A 19719-nucleotide genomic window follows, 5' to 3' on the forward strand; every position below is an offset into this window, starting at 1 on the left:
ATGACACGCCTTCTGCAGGTCCGGCGGTTCTGGGGGTTGGCCCTGCTGCTGTCATCTCCGCTGCTGGGCCTGCTCACCGTGGTGAAGCCGGCTGGCGCCCAGGTTCAGGTGCTGTGCGACGGCACCTTGCTGGAGGCGCAGGGCAGCGCTGAACGCAAACGCACCACCCAGCGGCTGGGCATCTCCCTGGGGCTTGAGGCGGAGGCGGCCTCGGCCGATGTCGCCCTGGAGGATCTACAGCGCCGGCTGGCGGCCGTGCGCACCGCCCTTCAGGATCTGGGTGTGAAGGACTTCAGGGTCAGTTCTCCATCGACCTGGCAGCGTTCGGCAGAACCGAAGCGGCCTGCAGGGTTCACCGCACAGCTTCAGGTGAGCGGCGACCTGGCACCGGAGCGTCTGCAGCGTCTGGTGCGGGAGGTGGGTGCCCTGCCGGGGGTTCGTTTATCTCCGGTTCGGCCTCAGGCGGATCCCGTCGGCGACGCAGGGGTGCGCCGCGAGCTCCTGCGGCTCGCGTATCAGGACGCCTTGCGGCAGGGCCGAGAGCTGGCCGAGGCGATCGGGCTCTCCCAGCTCCGCCCCTTGCAGGTGACGGTGGATGGCGGATACAGGCCGATGCCGATGCTGGCCAAGGCCGCCGATGCGGCCGCTCCCCCACCCTTTGATCCGGCCGAACTGCCCAGTCCGATCGACAGGTTGCAGCTGCAGGCCCAGTTCTGCGCGCGCTGAGCTGATCGCTGCTGGGCCTAGCCGCCTCGCAGCACCCCGAACAGCTGCCGCATCCGCTGCAGCACGCTCACTTCGGTGGGCAGGGAGCTCTGCTGCATCAGTTGATCGAGACCAGCCTGTCTGTCCTGCACCATCCGGGCGATGCGCTCCAGCAGCACGGGATCCTGCTCCAGCAGGGGTTGCAGATCCTGCCGCTCCACCTCCAGTAGCAGGGTTTCGCTGACCGTGCGCACCGAGGCGCTGCGGGGTGCGTCGGTGAACAGGGTCATCTCCCCGAACACATCGCCAGGTCCGAGGCTGGCCACCCGGTGGCTGCTGGAACCCCCATCCGACTTGAGCACCTCCACGGATCCAAAGACGATCTGAAACAAGGTGTCGCCTCGATTGCCTTCGCGCACCACCGTTTCCCCGGGTCCAAAGCGCAGGCAGCGGCTTTCGCGGGCCAGGTGCTCGCGCTGGCTCACATCCAGACTGCTGAACAGGTTGTGTTCGCTCAGCAGCGCCGCGCGCGCGGCCGGATCCAGCGGCTCGATCGGCGGGGTGCCCCGGTCCGGACGCTTGGGCCGCAGTTCACGCACCGGGTAGGGAACGCTGTGTCCGGCGCGTTGCAGCGCATACCAGATCTGGGCCAGCAGATCGCTGCGCACGTCGTAGCGGCTGCCATCGGTGGCATCGAGATGCCACACCATCAGGTCGTACATGATGGCGCTGTCGCCGTACTCCGCCACCCAGATCCGCGGGGCAGGATCGGCCAGCACCCGAGGGTGCTTCTGCAGCACGGCCAGCATGAGTTGCTGCGCCTGGGCCGGCGGCAGGCCGTAATCCAGCCCCAGGCTGAAGCGGTTGCCCACCGGATCCCGCTCCTTGTAGCGGCGCAGGACCGCCTGGGACACGGTGTCGTTCGGCACGACCACCCGAGCCCGATCCAGACCCATCAGGTGGGTGTTCATCAGGGTCAGTCCCACCACCGTGCCTTTCGCCTCGCCCAGGTCGATCCAGTCGCCTTCGCGGAAGGGCGGATCCAGCTGCAGGGTGATGCCGGCGAACAGGTCCTTGAGGGTTTCCTGCGCCGCCAGGCCCACCACGGCGGTGAGCACGGCTGAGGTGGTGATCAGGCCCACCAGGTTGACCCCGGCGTAGTCACGCAGCACCAGCACCGTGGCGGCCGCCGCCGTGAGCAGTAACAGCAGATCCCGCAGGATCTTCGGGACGGGAGGCCACCAGCCCAGGGCGGGCGGGACCTGCAGACAGCCCCAGAGCATCAGGCGGATCAGGGCATAGAGAGCCGCGAGCACAGCGGCTGTCTGCAGCCAGCGTGTCAGATCGATCCCCAGCGGATTGCTCCCCGCCAGGGCAGCCGGCAGGAGGATGGCAACGGCCTGGATCCCCAGGGCAACCAGTGGGAAGGCCAGGGGCAGGGGGGGCAGGCGTGGCCGCCGCCGCACCAGCGCAGCCAAGGCGAGCAGAGCGATCGCCAGCCCGATCGTGAGCACCAAGCGATCGAGGGCCGGCATGGCCATCCGCTCAAACCGCGAGCATTCTGGTGGGAATGTTCCCCCTGTGCCGTGCGGTCGTGAATGATCCCGCCGTGACCTTCAACCTGTTTGTGATGCTCTCCCTGGGGCACTTTGTGGGGGATTTCGCGCTGCAGAGCGATCGCATGGCGGTCGAGAAGTGCCCCGGCTGCGAGGTGGTGCTCTCCTGGCGGTGGTGGCTCACGGCCCACGCCGCCATCCATGGCTTTCTGGTGGCCTGGATCACCGGCGTGCCACTGCTGGGTCTGGCGGAATGGGGAATCCACACGTTCATCGACCTGGGCAAATGCCGCGGCCTGTACCGGCTCAGTACTGATCAGTTTCTCCACATCCTCTGCAAAGCCCTGTGGGCCGGATTGGCCACAATCCCGCTGGTTGCGGCAGGCTGGAGGGGATGAGAGAGGCTGCGGGTCCATGGCAGGTCACCCTGAACGAAATTCATCCACCTCCAGGCCCTTGATCCGGCCACTGCAGGCGCTCGTGCCTGGTCTGCTGTTACTGCTGGCCGCCAGCCTGTTGCCGGAAGTGCTGGCCCAGTCCACCCTGCGCTCCACGTTCCCCGGACGACGGGTCGGAGGGGGGACCCGCGGCGAGTGCAGTGCCCGGCTGGTGGCCAACCTGGTGCCCTCCACCAGTGTGTTCGCGCCGGGCTCGTCCCTCCAGATCGGTCTTCTGGAAGGACCGACCGCCAACCCGCGGCCCTTGCGCCTCTCCTTCCGCCCGCTCAACAGCAGCGGCAGCGCCGATGCCGCCCGCTCCTCGGGTTCCCAACGGCTGCTGCCGGCATCTCCTGCGGGCGTCACCCTGCTCGCTCTGCCGGCCCTGAAGGTGCCCACCGTCTGGGAATCGGCCTACCAGTGCGAGGAGGGCAGTGCCGCCCCAGCCGATGATCCGCTGGCCTTTGTTCAGTCGGAATCTCCGCCTGCGGTGAGCCTGCTGGTGGCTGACAACGACAGCACGCCGGAGGACAAGCCACTGCAGAGTGCTCTTCAGCAACTGCGCAAGTCCTGTGGCTCCACCGTGCCGCGGGCCCAGGTGGCCAAGGCCTTCGGCCTGGCGGATGTGGTCACTGGGGAGTGGCCGGCGCAGCTGCCGGTGCGCTGTCTCTGAGCGCTGCTCCGCGCAGCTCCCAGATGTCGAGCGGCTCCTGCCGGCCCTTCACCTGCAGCTCGCCCCAGTGCTCCCACTCCAGGGCCCAGTCTTCAGGCAGCAGCGCCCGGGTCGCCGACGACACCAGCACCCGGCAGATGTTGTCCTGGCGGGTTTTGTCGATGCTCTCCAGCCGGGAGGCGCAATTCACGGTGTCGCCGATCACGGCATATTCCAGGCGTTCGCTGCTGCCCATCGAGCCGGCCAGCACCTCGCCGGAGTGGATGCCGATGCGCAGATGCATCGCCGGGGCCCCTTCGCGGGCCAGCTCCTGGTTGAGGGTGTCCAGGCCGTTCTGGATGTCCAGGGCGGTTTCGATTGCGGCGCGGGCATCGGCCGTGGGGCTCTCGCTCACCGGTGCTCCGAACACGGCCAGGAAGCCGTCGCCGGTGAACTTGTTGACCATGCCGCCGCGCTCGGTGATCGCCGGTACGCAGTAGGCCATGCCCCGGTTCAGCCAGCTGAGCAGCTCGGCTGGCTGGAGTTGCTCGGACACGCTGGTGAAGTTGCGGGTATCGGAGAACAGGATCGTGACCGGCAGCTGGCGGCCCTCGAAGCGCCCGTCGCTCAGCAGCTCCTCCCGTTGCTCCCAGAGCTGCTTGGCCACCGCCGGGGAGGTGGTCTGGCCCAGCAGCCGCTGGATCTGCTGGCGTTGCTGCTGGCTGGCCGCGCCGCGGCGCAACCAGCCGGCACCGGCCATCAGGGAGAGGCCGGCCAGGGGAGTGATGGCACCGATCCAGATGTGCTGAATCGACAGCAATGCCACCAGCCCCCCGGCCAGTCCCAGCCCCACCAGCGCCACCGCCACCACACTGCGCCGCAGGCTCCTGAAGGCCTCGCCGAGGGCGATCCCCAGCACCACGGCCAGCAGTTCCAGGGCCAGGTCAAGCTGGCCCGAGGAGGTCCAGACATGGAGGCGCAGATCACCGTTCTGCCGATCCAGCAGGGCCGCCACCCGCAGGGCATGGATCTCCACGCCCGGCATCAGCAGCTGCTTGGCACCACTTGTGAAGCGGGTGTGGGGGATCTCGAACAGATCCCGCAGGGATGGTGCCGTGCTGCCGATCAGCACGATGTGGCCCTGGATCTGCGTCGCCGGCACCTTGCCCGCCAGCAGGGCCTGCAGATTCCAGGTGGGGAAACTGCCCGGTCGGCGGAACGGCAGCATCTGCTGGTATCCCGCTGCATCGAGCCCGTGGTAGCCGCCGGATTCGGTTTCCAGCCAGGGGCCAGCAGCGGAACCCTGATCCAGATTGCTCCGCAGGGTCTTGCTGCCGCTGGCCACCTCCACCAGCCGCAGCGGCAGGGACACGGTGGCTTCGTCCTGTCCGGCCACGTGCACCAGATCGCGGCGCATCACCCCATCGGCATCCACCACCAGATCGTTGAAGCTCAGCCGTTCGGGGGGTGCTCCAGGGATCGGCTCGATGCCCTCGGCCACGTTGAAGATCGTGACCAGGCGGGGCTCGCTCTTCACCAGCTGCCGCAGGCAGTCCTGGTTCGGCCCCATGCCTTTGTCGCGGTATAGATCCAGGCCGATCGCCACCGCACCCTCCTGCCCCAGCTGCTCGATGGCCCGGCAGAGCAGGCCATCCTCGATCGGCCAGCCGTAGGTCTGGATGTCGGACTCATCCAGGCCGATCAAGGTGATCGGCAGTTCCTTGCCGGCCGGGGCCGGGCGTTGGCTGGTGAACAGGTCGTAGAGGAGCAGGTCGAGGGATTCGGCGATCCGGCTGCGCTGCAGACCCACAAGCAACACGGCGGCAACGCCGTAGGGGGCCATGCCCTTGAGCAGGGCAACGCTCCAACGACCCATGCAGCTGATCTCCGCGGAAGGATGCGCTGATTCTGGCGGCTGTCTGGGGAGGCGCTGCGGTGGGGAGGGCCTGGCAGGCGTGCCCGATTCGGGAAATCTCCATACAGTGGGAGACGGCGGAACGATCCCTGCAGCTCCTGATGATCAGTCCATCGCTGCCCACGGCGCTGTCCACGGATCCTTCAGCCGATGGTTTAGCCGGTGGCTTGTCCAGCGATCACGCGCTGGTGGAGATCCTCTCCATCGCCACAGCCCTGAGCAGCGCCAGTGATCTGCGCAGCCTGTTGCATCTCATCCTCTCGAAATCGAGGATGCTCACCAATAGTGATGCCGGCAGCATCTTTCTGGTGGAGCGTCCCGATCGCCGCCGCGATCCGAAGGGCCGTGAGGAGCTTTGGTTCGCCGTGTCTCAGAACGCCACGGTGGCCGCGCGCGCGCACGCCGCCGGTGAGACGGATGCGTTCGAGGACAAGATGATGGATATCCGTTTTCCGCTCACCCCGGAGCGGCTGGTGGGCTGGACGGCCCTGGCCGGCGACGTGCTCAATATTGCGGATGTCTACGACCTGCCAGAAGATCTGCCCTATCACTTTGATGCCAGCGTTGATCAGAGCCTCAACTACAGGGCCGTATCGATGCTGTGCGTGCCGATGCGATCCACCAGTGGCCAGATCGTGGGGGTGATGCAGCTGATCAATCGAAAACATGAGGCCGGCAGCCTGATTGATCCCCAGACTGCCGTGTCTTTAACCCGGCCATACAGCCAGTTCGATCAGCAGTTGATTGAAGCCCTGGCCAGTCAGGCGGCGGTGTGTGTGGAACGCACGCGGCTGCTGGAAGCCCAGCAGCAACTGATCGATTCGATGATCACCTTGCTGGCGGGCGCGATCGATGCCAAGAGTCACCATACCGGAGGTCACTGTGCCCGTGTCCCCGAACTCGCTTTTCTGCTGGCCCGAGCGGCCGATGCGGAGACCGAGGGTCCCCTGACGGACTTCCGCTTTGCGACCACCGATGATTGGCGTGAGTTCCGCATCGGTGCCTGGTTGCACGATTGCGGCAAGATCACCACGCCGGAATACGTGGTGGACAAGGCCACCAAGCTGGAAACGAACTACAACCGGATCCATGAGATTCGCACCCGTTTCGAGGTGCTGCTCCGCGATGCCTGGATCGAACGGCTCGATGCCGTGCTGGCGGGCGGTCACCCCGAGGAGGCGGATCGCGTCTATGCCGCCACCAAGGCCGAGTTGGAGGAGGATTTCGCCTTCATCGCCTCCAGCAATCTGGGGGGGGAATTCTTCGATCCCCAGAAGGTTGAACGTCTCAGCAAGATCGCCCAACGCACCTGGTTGCGCTGCTTCGATGATCGACTGGGCCTGTCATGGGAGGAACAGCAGCGTCGCTGCAGCGAGACTGACATTGCGGCCGACCACCTGCCTGCGTTGGAACATCTGCTGGCTGATCAGCCCTGGCAGGTGATTCCCAGGTTGCCGGAAGATCGCCCGGACTCTAAATACGGCTTCAAGATGGATGTGCCTGAGAACCTTTACAACCGCGGAGAAATCTATAATCTCTCTGTGTCGCGCGGCACCCTCACCGACGAGGAGCGCTACAAGATCAACGAGCACATCATTCAGACGATCGTGATGCTCGAAAGCATGCCCTTCCCTGAGAATCTCTCGCGGGTCTGCGAGTACGCCGGCTCCCACCACGAGACCATGGATGGCCGGGGGTACCCGCGCAAGCTCAATGCTGAGGATCTGTCGGTGCCATCGCGCATCATGGCGATCGCCGATATCTTCGAGGCGCTGACCGCAGCTGATCGCCCCTACAAAAAAGCCAAGACCCTTTCGGAATCGGTGGCGATTCTGGCCGGATTCCGGGATCGAAAGCATATCGATGCCGATCTCTTTGCCCTGTTCCTGCGCAGCGGCGCCTACCGCGACTATGCCGAGCGTTTCCTGGAGCCAGGCCAGATCGATGCGGTGGATGTTGAGAAATTTCTCTAGCTCAGCCACCGCTCCTGTTCGCGCTCAAACCCGATGACGCCGCAGACCCCGATTGAGGTGCTCAGCGGCCAGGCTCTGGATGCTCTCCGCCAAGGTCAGCCGGCCAAGGCTCGGGCCCTGCTGGAGCAGGCGCTGCGGCTGGATGACTCTCACCCCGCGGTGCGCCACAACCTGGCCGAGCTGCTGGCCCGCAGTGGCGAGTTGGCAGAGGCCGAACGCCTGTTCCAGGCGCTCCTGCGGGATCAACCCCATTTCCTGCCGGCCTACCGCTCCTACCTGCGGTTGCTGGAGCAGCGACAGCGGGCCGGGGCGGCCTCGTCACAGGGTTCGGACCAGGGCGCGCCGGCTGACGATCCCCGTTCGGTGGTGCTCAACAACTTCGGCAACGCCCTGCAGGCCGCTGGGCAGCTCCCCGAATCGGAGACGGCCTACCGCCAGGCGCTGCAGCTCGCTCCTGACTATCCGCATCCCTGGTCGAACCTGGCCAACGTGCTGCGTCTGCAGGGACGGTTGTCGGAGGCGGAGCAGGCGGCCCGCCGGGCGCTGGCCCTGCGCCAGGACCATGCCGGCGCCTGGGTCAATCTCGGCTGCGCCCTCACCGAGATGCTCTGCGAGGCCGAGGCCGCCACCTGTTTCGAGCGGGGCCTGGAGCTGACGCCGGCCAATGCGGAGGCGCGCCATGCCCTCGGCAGTGGCCAGCTGCTGAACCTGCTCAGCCGTGACGATCTGTCCGAGGCCGAAGTGCTGGCCCGCCATCGGGCCTGGGGAGAGGCCCTGGTGGCGGGGATTCCGCCCCGGCCCCTGCCGCCGGTCCGCGCCGGTACCCCCCGGCTGGCCTTCCTCTCCAGCGATCTGCGCCGCCATGCGGTGACGCTGTTTCTCGAACCGCTGCTGGAGCATTGCGATCGGCAGCGGTTCGAACTGGTCTGCTATGCCAGCCAGCCGCAGCCGGGCGATGCCGTGGCCCAACGGCTGCGTGCCCTGCCCCTCACCTGGACCCCTTGCCTGACGCTCTCCGATGCGGCCCTCGCCGATCGGATCGCAGCCGATGGAATTGATCTTCTGATTGATCTCAACGGCCACACCCGTGGCATGCGCCTGGCGGCGCTGGCCTCCCATCCGGCCCGGCGTCAGGCCTCCTGGCTCGGCTATCCCTTCCTCACCGGTCTGCCCAGCCTCGACTACCGCCTCACGGATGGCTGGGTGGATCCCGAGGGGGAGATCGCCACTGACGAGATGATCGCCACGCACGAGGAGAGCGGACCGGAGCGTCCGATGCGGCTGGACCGTTGTCAGTTCGTCTTCCGTCCGCAGGAGGGGATGCCGGAGGTCTCGCCTCTGCCAGCGCTGTCCAGTGGGCGGATCACCTTCGGCTCGCTGAATAATCTTCAGAAGTTGAATCCTGCCGTGGTGGCGCTGTGGAGTCGCCTGTTGCTCCAGGTCGAGGGCAGCCAGCTGCTGCTGCAGTACAGCCAGGCCACCGATCCCTACTGGCGCGGCCGTGTGCACGGCCTGTTTGCCGCCAGCGGGGTGCCACCGGAGCGTCTGAAGTTGCGCCCCTACGTTGCCGGCAATACCCACCTGAGCAGCTACCACGCGATCGACATCGCCCTGGATCCGTTCCCCTACAACGGCCTCACCACCACCTGCGAAGCCCTCTGGATGGGGGTGCCGGTGGTGAGCCTGCGGGGTGCCAGCCGCCAGGGGCGCGGCGGCACCAGCTTGTTGCAGGCCCTGGGCCGGCCCGACTGGATCGCCGCCGATGGGGAGAGCTACGTGGCGATCGGCCGAAAGCTTGCGGCCGATCCTGTGGCACTGGCCGCCGAACGCCTCGCCCTGCGGGAGCGCATGCGTCTTTCGCCGCTCCGGCAGGAACAGGAGCATGCCCGCTCTTTCGAGCGCTGCGTTGATCAGATCCTTGCGCTGCCCCCCTCAGGGCTGGTGGGATGAAGGCCCCTGGAGGTGGCGGGAGTAGCCGCTGCCCCGCGCGTCCTGCAGGGCGGCCGTGGCCCTCAGCGCCAGACCGTAGAGGGACGCAGGAAGCGGTGTCGCCAGCGGGGGGGAGCTTGCACTGGCGGCGGGGAGTGCTGGGGCGTGCCCCCTGGCGCTGAACAGATCTGTCCGCTCCAGCCAGGACAGGGTGGGCTGGAGTGCTTGCTGCAGGGTTGAATCGACGGTCACCCGCAGTCCGTCGTTCGGGGCCATCAGGCGCTGCCCTGGGAGGGACGCTGGGGGGGCGCCAGCATGGGAATGGCGCTGCCAGAACTGCTCCAGCAGGCCAAGCGATTCGACACGGTTCAGCATCTGGTTCTGCCAGCTATACCAGGGGGGCATGCCGTCTGCGATGTGGCGCCGCCCCCAGGCACTCTTGCGCCGCAGTTTCGCCAGGCCCGTGAAGGGGATGTGCTGGCAGCGCAGGTGATCACGATGCAGCCGCAGCATTGCCTGCGGCCGTCGGGGAAGGACCTCATGGGCGCCTGCCGTGAGCCATAGTCCCCGACCCGGTCGCAGGAGCACCTTGCTGCCGAAGGGAAAGCAGAAGTAGTTCAGCTGCCCCTGGAGGATGCCATCCACGCTGCGACTGTCACACACGCCGGTGGGCTGGTCCGGCAGGGACCGGCTGTGGATCCGGCCGTAGTGGGACAGGTCAGCCTCATCGAAATCGGGCGGCACCAGCCAGTTCTCCACGGTGTAGTGGAGGCTGTGGATCGTGGACGGAATGGCTCCCAGAAGGGCGCGCAGTCCAGCGGGGGCATGCAGGAATTCATCCGCATCCAGCGGATAGATCCAGTCGGCAGTGAAGGACTGGGCGATCTCCACCAGCACGTTGGTGAAGGCCTCCTCCTGGAACGCGGCATCGCTGAGGGTGTAGAGGTGCAGCCGCGGACCCAGTTCCGTGGTCTTGAGGCGGGCCAATCCAGCTGGGGTGCCGTCGCTGCTGCCGTGATCCAGCACGATGAGCTCATCGGCGTGGTGAAGCAGGGCATGCACGATCGCCACCGCCGCGAGGGGCCATTCGTTCTTCACCTTCAGGAGTGCCACGATCCGTGGGGCGTCCCCTCCGGAAGCGGTTGCCCTGGCTCTGGACACCGTCAGCTCTGCAGGTAGGTGGTCTGACGGAGGCTGGTTTCGAGGTGATCCATCAGGCGGCGCACTTCGCTGATCCGCAGGTCGCCGCGTCCGATCGCCGCCTCGCTGGCCACCCGCAGCCGCTCGAGCAGCAGCTCCGGGTCGTGTTCCATCGCCTCGAGCACCTCGGCGTTGGTGTTGCCCCGCACCACGTGGTCGACCCGGTAGCCGCCGCCGGCCCCGAGGCGGATGTGCACGGCATCGGTGCTGCCGAACAGGTTGTGCAGGTTTCCCATCACCTCCTGGTAGGCCCCGGCCAGAAACAGGCCGATCCAGTAGGGCTCACCCGGCTTCAGCTCGTGGAGCTCCAACAGGGGCTTCACCTGGCCGCGGTCGATGAAGCGGGCCAGCTTGCCGTCCGAATCACAGGTGAGGTCAGCGAAGCTGCCCAGCCGGTCGGGCCGTTCGTTGAGCCGGTGGATCGGCATCACCGGGAAGAGCTGATCGATCGCCCAGGTGTCGGGCGCGGAGCGGAACACCGAGAGATTGGCGTAGTAGGTGCTGGCCAGGGCGGCCCGCAGGGCGCGCAGATCCTCGGGGATCGGCCCGCTGGCCGGCAGCTGCCCGGCGATGGCCTCGGCGCAGGCCCAGCTGAGCTGTTCGGCCATGGCCCGCTCCGGCAGGCTGAGGTAGCCAAGCCGGAAGGCGGCCAGGGCGTCGTCGCGGAACTTGATCGCGTCGTTCCAGGCCTCCTGCAGCCGCTCCAGCGGGGGAACGTCCCCGGCTTCAAGAGTGGCTGCAGGGGTGGTGTCAGAACTTCTGGCGATGGCCTCGCTGCCCCTCTCTTCCAGGAGCCCTGTGATGCCAGCCAGGGTGTCGCGCAGGTTGCGCACGATCAGCGGTTCGTTCGCCTGCAGCGGCGGCACCGTTCCCGGCACGCCGCTGCGGCCGAGCACATCGAACACCAGCACCGAGAAATGGCTGGCGATGGCGCGGCCGCTCTCGCTCACCAGGGTGGGGAGCGGAATTCCGTGCGGTTCGCAGCACTCCCGCACCGTGGCCACCACGTCGTTGGCGTAGTTCTGCAGGGAGTAGTTGGTCGAGGCGGCGGTGGCGGTGCGGCTGCCGTCGTAGTCGATGCCGAGGCCACCGCCCACATCGAGGAACCCCATCGGGGCCCCCAGACGGACCAGTTGCAGATAGATCTGCCCGGCTTCCTGCAGGGCGTCCTTGAGGACGGCGATGTCGTTGATCTGGCTGCCCACGTGGAAGTGCAGCAGCTTCAGATCGCCCAGCAGATCGGCCTGGCGCAGGGCCTCCACCGTGGCCAGCACATCCGGGATCGACAGACCGAACTTGGCCTTCTCCCCCACCGAACTGCCCCAGCGGCCGGTGCTGCGGGTGGAGAGCTTGGCCCGGATGCCGAGAAAGGGCGCAGCGCCCAGCTCCTGGCTGGCACGGATGATCCGTTCCACTTCATCGGCCTGCTCGATCACCACCACCGGCTGGCGACCGAGGCGGCGGGCCAGAATCGCTGTCTCGATATAGCGCTGGTCCTTGTAACCGTTGCAGATCAGCAGGGCTTCGGGGTCGTCGAGCAGCGACAGGGCGATCAGCAGTTCGGCCTTGCTGCCGGCCTCCAGGCCGAAGTGCCAGCGCCGGCCGCTTTCCACCAGCTGTTCCACCACATGGCGCTGCTGGTTGCACTTCACCGGGAAGACGCCTTGGTAGCGGCCGGCGTAGCCGTACTGGGCGATGGCGCGGGCGAAGGCGGCATGGAGACGCTCCAGCCGGTCTTCGAGGATGTCGTCGAAGCGGATCAGCAGCGGCAGCGACAGGTTGCGGCCCTGCAGCCCCTGTACCAGATCGACCAGATCCAGGGATCCGCCCCTCTCTCCCTGGGGCTGCACCAGCACGTGGCCGCGGGCATTGACCGAGAAGTAGGGATCCCCCCAGCCGTCGAGGCCGTAGAGGGAGGCGCTGTCGGCGGGGGTCCAGGCCGGAGGCCCGGCCGCCGCCATGGCCATCTCGCCGGCGAGGGAGGGTTGGGCGAGCACCATGGAAACGGCGACGGAGCAGCAGGCGAAATCTAGGCAGTGCGGACCTGGAGCCCTGAGCGGCGGCCGCGGGACCGGTTGGCTGAAGTGGTGTGCTTGCCAAGCGGCAGGGCCGACGCGGACGATGGGCCTGATCCGATCTTTCCGATTCCATGGCTGCTGAACGCACCTTTGTTGCCATCAAGCCCGATGGCGTGCAGCGCGGCCTGGTGAGCGAGATCCTCGGTCGCTTCGAGCGCAAGGGCTTCAAGCTGGTGGGCCTCAAGCAGCTCACCCCCAGCCGTGAGCTGGCCGAGAACCACTACGGCGTGCACAGCGAGCGCCCCTTCTTTGCTGGCCTGGTGGAGTTCATCACCAGTGGCCCCGTGGTGGCGATGGTGTGGGAAGGCGATGGCGTGATCGCCAGTGCCCGCAAGCTGATTGGCGCCACCAAGCCCCTCGAGGCCGAGCCCGGCACCATCCGTGGTGACCTGGCGGTGAACATCGGCCGCAACGTGATCCATGGCTCCGATGCACCCGAAACCGCGGAGTTTGAAATCGGCCTCTGGTTCCTGCCCTCTGAGCTGAGCGACTGGACGCCGTCCGACCAGCAGTGGCGCACCGAAGGCTGAATGGCCAGGCTGGGGATCGCGATCCCTGGCCCCTCCATGTCCCTGTTCGGCCACCCATTCCGGTTGTCCTTGTCTTCGGGACCTCCGGCTTGGTCCCGCCGCGGGGCCCTGCTCTGGGGCACCACGGCTCTGATCGGCCTGGCGGCGACTCTGTCGCTCGGCCCCGCCAGGGAGGCTGGGGCTGCGGCCTCGTTGCCCAAGGTGGTGGATGTGCCCTCGCGGCCGGCCTTTGTTCGTCCGCCGGGCCGCAACGAGCAACGGGCTCAGTCTGGTCAGGTGTTGCCTGGTCGCTCCGTGCTGCGCACCCAGAATCCCGGCCGCATGCAGGTGCAGCTGGCCAATGGCCGCAGCTTTCGCCTCGGTGGTGATGCGGTGCTGCGCCTGGCCGCGGCGGGTCTGGATCTGGAGCGGGGGCAGATCATCGCCTGGGTCAATCCAGGCTCCAAGGGGGGCGCGCCCCTGCGGGTGAAAACGCGGGTGGGGACCGCCTCGATCGAGGGCACCACGGTCTTTCTCGAGGTGACCGACGACAGCATCAAGGTGTTCAGCTGGGAGGGCCAGGTGCGGGTGACCCCCGAGGTCCCTGTGGCTGGAGCTCCGCGGGATGTGGTGCTGCGCAGCGGTGAGGAGCTGACCTACAGCAAGGGCGCCTGGCAGGCGCCGCGCCGCCTCGATGCCGCCGAAGCGGGCGAGCGCCGCCGCAAGAGCATCCTGCTGAATGGCTTCACGGCGCCGATGGCCACGCTGCCGGTGATCGAGCGGGAGCTGGGCCTCAAGCCCGGTCCATGAAACGGGGCCAGCGGCTCCTCGGCGGCCTCTGGATCCTGGGGGTGCTTCTGCCCCTGGCAGCCTCGCTGCCAGCGTTGCGCCCCAGCCCGGTCGGCGAAGCCGTTCAGGCCCTCGATGCCCAGCTGCGCGCCACCGCCTTCCGCCTGCGCGGTGCCCGGCCGGTGGCGCAGCGCAGCGATCCGGTGGTGCTGGCGATCGATGCCGATTCGCTCAACCTGGCTCAGCTGCTCACCCCGGAGGAACGCCAGACCTCCCCCCTGTGGCAGGCGATGGGCCCCTGGCCCTGGCCGCGGGCGCTGCAGGCGGAGCTGGCCGCCTGGGTGCTGGAGCGGGGTGCCAGGCGGGTGATCTTCAACGTGGTGCTGGCCAGGCCCAGTCGCTTTGGGGTGGCGGACGACCAGGTATTCGTGCGGCGTCTGGCTCCGTGGCGGCAGCGGGTCGTGCTGGCGGCGGCCTACGTCAGCACCGAGCAGGAGGGGTTCGAACGGGCCCAGCTGCAACGCCCCTTGCCGCTGCTGCGTCAGGCGGCTGCGCCCGGTGCGGCACTCACGGGGCTGTTGCAGAGCCCTCAGGGTCTGACCGAGGCGATCCCGGGCCGCCGCTGGCTTGAGGCACAGCTTGCTGATTTCGCCCGCCCCTGGCCCCTGCCCCTGGCTTATCTCGGTGATGCCGTGGAGCCGCAGCTGCCCTGGGGGCCACGCTTCATCGATTTCGCCGGACCGAGCGGCACCTGGCCCCTGGTGCCGGCCTGGCAGTTGCCCGAGCTTCCCGAAGGCTTCTGGCGTGACCGTCTCGTGCTGATCGGGGTCACGGCCGCCGGCCTCGGCGATCAGATGGAGACCCCCTTTGGTCCCCAGAGCGGCACGGAGGTGCAGGCCGCTGCCCTGGCCAGCATCCTGCGCCAGACGGCGCTGCGTCCGCTTCCCTCCCTGGCGGCGGTGCTGCTGTTGCTGCTCTGGGGAGTCGCCACGATCAGCGTGCTGGCCCGCAGCGGCCAGGCCCTGCGCACCATGGCTCTGGCCGGGGCTCTGGCCGCTGGGGTCCTGGTGGTGGCGGCTCTGCTGTGGGGCACGGTCCACCTCTGGTTGCCCCTGCCGGGTCTGTTGCTGATGCCGGTGCTGGGGGGCAGCCTGCGGGGGGCTCGCCAGTGGTGGGCGGAGAGTCGCGAGCGGGCCTACCTGCACCAGGTGCTGGCGCGTCGGGTGTCGCCGGCTCTGCTGCGCGACATCCTGCGCGATCCCGGGCCGCTCGGCACCCAGGTGGGTGGCAGCCGCTGTCGCTGCGTGGTGCTGTTCACCGATCTGGTGGGCTTCACGCCACTCAGCTCCCGGCTGGATGCCCAGGCCCTGTTTGCGCTGCTGAACCGCTACTTCGAGGCGATTGCATCGGCGGTGATCGAGGAACAGGGGCTGCTCGACAAGTTCATCGGCGATGCCCTGATGGCCGAGTTCGGTGTGCCCCGCAGCCGCGGCGAGGCGACTGAAGCCCTGGCGGCGGTGCGTGCCGCCCTGGCGATGCAGCAGCGCCTCGAGGCCCTCAACCGCGACCTGGCAGCCCAGGAGCAACCCACTCTGCAGCAGGGCATCGGCCTGCATGTGGGCGAAGTGATCGCCGGCAATCTCGGCTCTTCGCAGCGGCTCGAGTTCACCGTGGTGGGAGCCGCCGTGAACGTGGCCAGTCGGCTCGAAGGACTGACGCGCCGTTTCCCCGACCATCCGATCCTGCTCAGCGGTGAACTGGTCGACCTGTTGCCCGGCGCCCTGGACGTGGTACCACTGGGCGAGCAGATGGTGAAGGGGTGGCCCGAGCCGGTGCGGGTGTTCGGATTGCGGGGGCTTCTGCCTCGGTAGACGGCTCCACTGCCGCCCCGCCTTGACCTGCGCGACACTCAAGCCCTGTCCGTGCATGCTTGCCACTATGGATCTTTTCCAGCACCGGACTGCCCGGCAGCTGTTGTGCCTGGGTCTGCTGGGCCTGGGGCTGGCGGCTCCAGCGGCCCGGGCGGCCACCGAGACGGCCACGGTGGTAGAAATCCTCGATGGCAAGGAGCTGTTCATTCAGGCCCGGCCGGCCAAGGTGAACGAGCGAGCCCGATCGCCGGAAACGGTGAGCACCCGCAACAGCCGCGGTCAGCTGCGCTTCGATACGGGCGCGGTGGGGCGGATGAACCGCTTCTCCCAGGTGCGGCTGGGCAGCCGCTGTTTTCTGCTCAGCCAGGGCCAGATTCTGGTCTCCGGTCCCCAGAGCGGCTGCACCCAGTCGGCGCGGATGAGCGTGCGCGGTACCAACTACGTGCTCAATGTGGCCGAGGACGGCCAGGCCGAACTCTCGGTGCTCGAGGGAAGCGTGGCGGTGGAACCCCTCAGGACTGGGGAATCCACGGACACGGACCCCACATCCACTGACCCCAAGGCCACTGACCCCAAGGCCAAGGACCCCACGGCTACCGAATCCTCCGGCGTCGAACCCACCATCGTGGAGGCGGGCCAGAAGGTCAAGCTTTCGCCTCAGGGGGTGATCCTCACCCTGCTGCGCCTCAGCGCCGGTGACTACAACGCCATCTTCGCCGGCCCTCTGTTCAAGGGCTTCACCCTGCCGCTGCCGGCGATGGGATCCCTGGAGAGCTACATCCGAGGCTCTGTGCCGGGGGTGACGCTGCCGTCCGTTCCGGTCGTTCCCTCCGTTCCTTCGCTGCCACGGTTCGGGATCCCAGGCCTGTTCTGAACCTCCGCGATCCTCGTCCATGGCCACCGTTCGCGCTGCATTGATCAGCGGCGTTCACTAATGGCTGCCGCGCCCCTCTGTCCCCTGCTGCGCTGCTGATGTCCGCTCGCCGTTCCCAGGTCGTCGCCCTGCTTTCGGGGGTCGTCGTGCTCGGTGCGGGCCTGCTGGCGGCGGTGCCACCCCTCGACTTCAGAACGTGGGAGCGGGGTGCCGAGTCCCTGATGCTGCGGCTGCGGGGACCGCGCACACCACCGGCTTCGGTGGTGCTGGTGGCGATCGATGATTCCACCTTGCAGCAGGGGGCCTGGTTCCTCGATCAGTCCCGGGGCGAAGCCGGGATGCCTGCCTGGGCCCAGGGCATCAGCACCCTGCCCTGGCCCCGTGCCCGCTACGGGGATCTGCTCAGTCGTCTGTTCGAGGCCGGTCCCAAGGCGGTGGGGTTGAACCTGGTCTTCGAGGGGCCGAGCAGTCGTGGCGGCGCCGACGACCGCGCCCTGGCCGCGGCGATCAGCGCCCATCGGGGCCGCGTCGCCCTGGCATCAGAAATGCTGGAGACCCGGGATTCGGGCTTCGCCGGCCTCACGCTGATCCAGCCGGAGAGCTTGCTGGCCCAGGCGGCTGGCCCGCTCAGCCAGGGTCTCACCAACGCCCTGCCCCCCACGCCTGGACAGCCCGCCTTCCATCCAGAGGTGTATGGCAGCACGGTGCTGTCCGCCAGTGGCGCCCAGCCCTATCCCACCCTCATTGCCACGCTGCTGAAGCAAGCGGGCCTGTCCAGCCGCCAGCCCGATGCGCAACGGCAGCTCAACTTCTACGGGCCGGAAGGCTCGTTCCTCACCCTGCCGGCCTGGCAGGTGCTTGATCCCGAACGCTGGCGCAACCATCCCCTGCGCGGCCGGCTCCGCGAAGCCGTGGTGCTGGTGGGGCCCGTAGTGAACCAGGGGGGTTCCGGCACTCCCACTCCCTTCGGGCCCATCTCCGGGCTGGAGTTGGTGGCTACCGCCGTTGCCAACTCGATCGCCGGCGATGGTCTGGCCAGCTGGCCCAGCTCCAGGGGCGCGCGCGGCTTTCTGGCGATGGTGCCGGGGGTACTGGTGCTGTTGGTCGCCTTGCGGTTCACCAACAGTCGCTGGCGTCTGGTGGCGGTCGGAGGGGTCCTGGTGGTGCAACTGCTGGCGGCTGAGCTGGTGTTTCTCAAGGCCAACCGCTGGCTGCCCCTGCTCGCCCCTGCAGGCTCCCTGCTGCTTCTGGGGCTGCTCTACGGCGGCGATGCCTACCTGCGCGAGGAGGGCGAGCGCCGCCGGCTGCGGCGCACCTTTGAGCGCTACGTGGCCCCCAGCGTGGTGGCCGAGATCCTCTCCGATCCGGAGGCGGCTGAGGGAATCCTGCGGGGCCGGGCCCTGCAGGTCACGGTGCTGTTCAGTGATCTCAAGGGCTTCACCCAGCTGACGCGGGCGCGCAGTTCCCAGGGGCAGATCGTGCAGCACGTGGATCAGCTCAACCGTTATCTGGGCGAGATGGTGGAGGTGATCACCGCCCATGGCGGCACGGTGGACAAGTTCATCGGCGATGCGGTGATGGCGGTGTTCGGCTCGCCGGTGGGCCGGGGTCCAGCCGAAGAAGCCCGTGCGGCCCTCCGCTGTGCCGCCGCCATGCGCCGGGCCCTGGAGGATCTCAATGCCCGCTGGCGGTTGGAAGGCCTGGCGGAGCTCGACAGCGGCATCGGCCTGGCCAGCGGTGAGGCTGTGGTGGGTCAGATCGGCAGCCCGCGCCGGATGGAGTTCACCGCCATCGGCGACACGGTGAATCTGGCCAGCCGCATGGAGGGCCTCACCCGCTTGGCCGGGGAGCCGATCCTCTGTGATGCCCGCACCGCCGAGCTGGCCTCTCCAGACCTGGCGACGCGCAGCATCGGCGAGCAGGCCGTCAAGGGCATGGGGGCCCTGCCGGTCTTCACCCTGGCGGCTGAGCCGGCGCCGTGAAGCGCTCCCAGTGGAACGCCTGCAACAGGCTGGCCCTGAGGCCGGCGGGCAGGGCCTGCTCGTCTGACTGGACTTCGCCGCCGGCACGGTCACCTCGGCTGGGCCGGCCCTCCGGAGCAACGGAGCAGGCCAGCAGTTCCGCTGTGATCGCCGCCAGCAGCACGCCATTGCGATGGTGGCCGGTGGCGAGCCAGAGCCCTTCGATCGGGCTCGGACCCAGCAGCGGCGCCTGATCCGGGGTGCAGGGGCGGAACCCCCACCAGCGCTCCATGGGGGGCCACTGGCTTGCCTGAGGCAGCAAGGCCGCGATGCCCGCCTGCAACTGGCGTTGGCCGAAGGGCGTCAGTCCTTCGGCGAAGCCCGCCTCCGGCTCGCTGGTGGCTCCCACCACCAGCAGCCCGTCTTCCCGCGGCACCAGGTAGGTGCCCGGGCCGAAGATCACCCGCTGCAGGGCCTGGCGCGGCCCCTGCAGCGACAGCATCTGGCCCTTGACCGGAAACACGGGCAGCTGGGGCAGCAGCCTGGCGCTCCAGGCCCCGCCGGTGAGCACGGCCCGGCGGGCCGGCAGCTGGTTCTCGTCTCCTTCGGCCGTCCGCAGGCGCACACCCGCCAGGGCGCCACGCCCGTTCTGCCGCAGTTCCAGCACCTCGCTGCCTTCCTGGAAGGCCACGCCGAGGGCCACGCAGGCCCGCTCCAGGGCCCGCATCAGCCGGCGGCGGTTGTCGATCTGGCCATCCTGCTCAAACAGCAGGCCCGCCTGCCAGCCGGGGCCGATGCCGGGTGCCTCGCGCTCCAGGGCAGTGCGATCGAGGGGCTGGCCCCAGGCGGCCGTGGGGTAACGGTCCCGTTCGGCGATGGTGGCGAAGGGAACCACGATGCCGCAGGGCCGCAGGCCGCAGGAGCTGCCGCCGTCCGCTTCGATCTGGGCGACCCAGGCAGGGATGCGCTGCAGCGACTGCTGACCCAGCTCCAGCAGGCTGCCCTGCAACCCTTCGGCGTGGGGCGCCAGCATGCCGGCGGCCACGAAGCCGGCGGCTTCGCTGCGCCGCCGGCTGAGCACCACCACCGCAGTGCCGCAGCGGGCGAGCTGATGGGCGATGGCCAGGCCCATCAGCCCACCACCCAGGATCAGCACGGGGTCGCGGTCGGCAGCCGCCTGGTCCACGGGAACGTCTGGAATCGGGCTCTCCAGTGTTCCAGTTGGGCCCCGACCGGCGCGAGGCAGGCACCCACCGCTGATCGCAGGCAC

Annotated in this window: 15 protein-coding genes; 10 read left to right on the top strand and 5 right to left on the bottom strand. The window is 68.2% G+C overall.

From position 1 onward, the window contains the following. Entirely contained in the window at nucleotides 1-726 is a 726-nt protein-coding gene (locus tag KQ310_RS00590; protein ID WP_259719858.1) for an SIMPL domain-containing protein, read from the top strand. A 17-nt stretch (nucleotides 727-743) separates the two neighbouring features. On the opposite strand, the gene KQ310_RS00595 is transcribed toward KQ310_RS00590, so the two are convergent. Continuing rightward, complete coding sequence (locus tag KQ310_RS00595) at nucleotides 744-2246, bottom strand: mechanosensitive ion channel family protein (RefSeq protein WP_259719859.1); 1503 nt, start codon at nucleotides 2244-2246, stop codon at nucleotides 744-746. A 53-nt stretch (nucleotides 2247-2299) separates the two neighbouring features. Here KQ310_RS00595 and KQ310_RS00600 point away from each other — a divergent pair, with 53 nt between their 5' ends. Next, nucleotides 2300-2659, top strand: coding sequence for a DUF3307 domain-containing protein (locus KQ310_RS00600; protein ID WP_311134676.1), 360 nt, complete (start codon nucleotides 2300-2302; stop codon nucleotides 2657-2659). A 58-nt stretch (nucleotides 2660-2717) separates the two neighbouring features. Further along, a complete protein-coding gene (locus KQ310_RS00605; protein WP_259719860.1) occupies nucleotides 2718-3371 on the top strand; it encodes a hypothetical protein in 654 nt (217 codons plus the stop codon). On the opposite strand, the gene KQ310_RS00610 is transcribed toward KQ310_RS00605, so the two are convergent. Then, nucleotides 3328-5226, bottom strand: coding sequence for an adenylate/guanylate cyclase domain-containing protein (locus KQ310_RS00610; RefSeq protein ID WP_259719861.1), 1899 nt, complete (start codon nucleotides 5224-5226; stop codon nucleotides 3328-3330). The genes KQ310_RS00605 and KQ310_RS00610 overlap by 44 nt on opposite strands. A 206-nt stretch (nucleotides 5227-5432) precedes the next feature. Between KQ310_RS00610 and KQ310_RS00615 the strand changes: the two genes are divergently transcribed. Beyond that, on the top strand, nucleotides 5433-7238 hold the full coding sequence (locus KQ310_RS00615) for an HD family phosphohydrolase (protein ID WP_259719862.1): 1806 nt from the start codon (nucleotides 5433-5435) through the stop codon (nucleotides 7236-7238). A 33-nt stretch (nucleotides 7239-7271) separates the two neighbouring features. Continuing rightward, complete coding sequence (locus tag KQ310_RS00620; protein WP_259719863.1) at nucleotides 7272-9188, top strand: glycosyltransferase family 41 protein; 1917 nt, start codon at nucleotides 7272-7274, stop codon at nucleotides 9186-9188. On the opposite strand, the gene KQ310_RS00625 is transcribed toward KQ310_RS00620, so the two are convergent. Then, nucleotides 9171-10280, bottom strand: coding sequence for a glycosyltransferase family 2 protein (locus KQ310_RS00625; protein WP_259719864.1), 1110 nt, complete (start codon nucleotides 10278-10280; stop codon nucleotides 9171-9173). The two genes, KQ310_RS00620 and KQ310_RS00625, sit on opposite strands and share 18 nt — an antisense overlap. A gap of 50 nt (nucleotides 10281-10330) precedes the next feature. Next, nucleotides 10331-12334 carry a biosynthetic arginine decarboxylase gene (gene speA / locus KQ310_RS00630; RefSeq protein WP_399237312.1) on the bottom strand — a complete coding sequence of 668 codons (2004 nt, stop codon included), beginning with the start codon at nucleotides 12332-12334 and terminating at the stop codon, nucleotides 10331-10333. A gap of 182 nt (nucleotides 12335-12516) precedes the next feature. Between speA and ndk the strand changes: the two genes are divergently transcribed. From ndk to KQ310_RS00655, 5 genes are all read left to right on the top strand, one after another. Next, entirely contained in the window at nucleotides 12517-12975 is a 459-nt protein-coding gene (ndk, locus tag KQ310_RS00635; RefSeq protein WP_259719865.1) for a nucleoside-diphosphate kinase, read from the top strand. A 69-nt stretch (nucleotides 12976-13044) separates the two neighbouring features. Further along, nucleotides 13045-13764 (top strand): FecR family protein, encoded by a 720-nt coding sequence (locus KQ310_RS00640; RefSeq protein WP_259719866.1) that lies wholly within the window; start codon nucleotides 13045-13047, stop codon nucleotides 13762-13764. Next, the gene (locus KQ310_RS00645) at nucleotides 13761-15614 is read left to right on the top strand and encodes an adenylate/guanylate cyclase domain-containing protein (protein WP_259719867.1); all 1854 of its coding nucleotides are present in this window, start codon (nucleotides 13761-13763) and stop codon (nucleotides 15612-15614) included. The genes KQ310_RS00640 and KQ310_RS00645 overlap by 4 nt, the downstream gene beginning before the upstream one ends. 55 nt (nucleotides 15615-15669) lie before the next feature. Continuing rightward, on the top strand, nucleotides 15670-16488 hold the full coding sequence (locus KQ310_RS00650) for a FecR family protein (RefSeq protein ID WP_259719868.1): 819 nt from the start codon (nucleotides 15670-15672) through the stop codon (nucleotides 16486-16488). A gap of 98 nt (nucleotides 16489-16586) precedes the next feature. Then, nucleotides 16587-18470 (top strand): adenylate/guanylate cyclase domain-containing protein, encoded by a 1884-nt coding sequence (locus KQ310_RS00655; RefSeq protein ID WP_259719869.1) that lies wholly within the window; start codon nucleotides 16587-16589, stop codon nucleotides 18468-18470. On the opposite strand, the gene KQ310_RS00660 is transcribed toward KQ310_RS00655, so the two are convergent. Continuing rightward, a complete protein-coding gene (locus KQ310_RS00660) occupies nucleotides 18442-19581 on the bottom strand; it encodes an FAD-dependent oxidoreductase (protein ID WP_399237314.1) in 1140 nt (379 codons plus the stop codon). The genes KQ310_RS00655 and KQ310_RS00660 overlap by 29 nt on opposite strands. Nucleotides 19582-19719 lie beyond the last annotated feature (138 nt).

The sequence above is a fragment of the Synechococcus sp. CS-1328 genome (genome assembly GCF_025128095.1).
GTDB lineage: Bacteria > Cyanobacteriota > Cyanobacteriia > PCC-6307 > Cyanobiaceae > CBW1002.